Origin of the sequence: Fulvivirga lutimaris (assembly GCF_009711525.1) — a bacterium.
Taxonomy (GTDB): Bacteria; Bacteroidota; Bacteroidia; order Cytophagales; family Cyclobacteriaceae; genus Fulvivirga; species Fulvivirga lutimaris.
On sequence record NZ_SMLV01000101.1, the window covers coordinates 1 to 1683 of the forward strand.

Below are 1683 nucleotides of genomic sequence, written 5' to 3' on the forward strand. Positions count from 1 at the left end.
TGCCTCTTTGGTTTGCTTATAAAGCTGTTCTGTACTTAATATTTCTCCTCTCAAATTGACAATAAACAACCTACCTTCTCGGGAAACAATATGAATTTTGGTATTAGTGTCATCGGTTCCCATTTCAACAAACACTTGTGATTCAAATCTACCGTCTAGCTTGACTGGAAATCCTTTATTCAATTCGCCTCTCCTGGTGTAAATAGACAAATCTCCATTTTGAAATAGAGCTATCATATAGTCTCTACCCCGAACCCTAAGGTGAAAAGGCCTTTGAGATAGCTTGCCCTCTCCTACTAGTGGATTCCAACCTTCTAACAGTTTACCTTCTTTATTTGTAAGATAAATATTGCCTCTATCATCATTTAACATGAATCTGTAATTTTTAGAATTATCATAATCCACAAGTGTTAAATCTTGAATGGTAAAATCAAATGCTTTAGGGTACTGCTCGACTGTATTTCCGAGCCTATCTATCACATACACCTTATTGTTTGTGGCAAAAAGGTATTGCAGCTTTTTGTTTTTGTAATAATCTATTTGATAGATTTCAGAAACTATTCTTTCCGAAATAGGAATAGACCATAGTTTTTTACCTTCAGAAGAAATGAGATTTAAGTTATAGAGTGAGTCCTGCTGAAGGACTTCCAAAAGGTTATTATTATGATTTCTTACAGCAAATGGCTTTGTAATTATTGGGCTGATGAAAGTTAATTGCTGTCTGGTTTTAAATAATGAATTCTTTACTTCAACGGTATTATCTTCCCATTGAAGAGCCATACTTGTATAGTAATTTTGATCAACTCTACTAAATTGTATTGAGCTGCGTTTTAGCGCTTTTAACTTAGATTTATTTTTATCAATATATTCAATCCAGTTTCCTTTCAGTCCACTCTGTATAGTTGACAAGATTCGAGGTAGATTAAAATAGTAACTTACATTAGACTCTTCAAGACCAGACTCTTTAAACTCATTATACCCTACTGATCTACCAAGGGTATTCTCATTTTCAATATCATATAGCAGGTCTTTGAGTGATGTTATTGTATTACTAATTACAATTTTATCATCTAAGGCCATATAGTAAGTGGTACCAAAGCCTTCAAATTGAGGCCCAAAAATCATCATAGGAAATTCCTCAACCTTTATTTCCCTAATCTGATAGTCTCCATACTCCTCTGAATACACAGAGTCTCCAAGAGCTATTGATTCCCTCTCAGAAAACTCATTCAATTGATTTAAAGCTTCATTGATGTCCTTTGTTGAAATATAAAGAATCTTCTTAGAGAGAGGGTCATTATCAAAGCTAGCGAGACATACACCATCCTTAACCCATGAGTAAATTTTATCAACTTCTAAACCGTATGATTTAACAAAATCACTCCTTTTCAATATAAACTTCTCATAGCCCACCTTCCAGAAATCAATAAGGCTACTATGCCATTGAACCGGATCACTGGTCAGAAACTTACTTACAATACTTGCTTCAGAAGGTATAAAATAATCAAAGTTGTCCGGTACTGGAATCTGATTTTCAAAGGTGCTCAAAAATTTACCCTTGGGGGAAAGAGTAAATCCATTTAGAAAAATATTCTTATCTGAAAAAGTAACATCCAAAAAGGCACTAGCCGCTAAGTTCTTAATAAACTCGGATTTTTCACTACCGAAAACACCTATCAAGTC

Annotated in this window: 1 protein-coding gene; it reads right to left on the minus strand. The window is 34.1% G+C overall.

From position 1 onward, the window contains the following. On the minus strand, positions 1–1683 hold a 1683-nt coding region (locus E1140_RS21220; RefSeq protein WP_185153325.1), incomplete at both ends, for a DUF3352 domain-containing protein.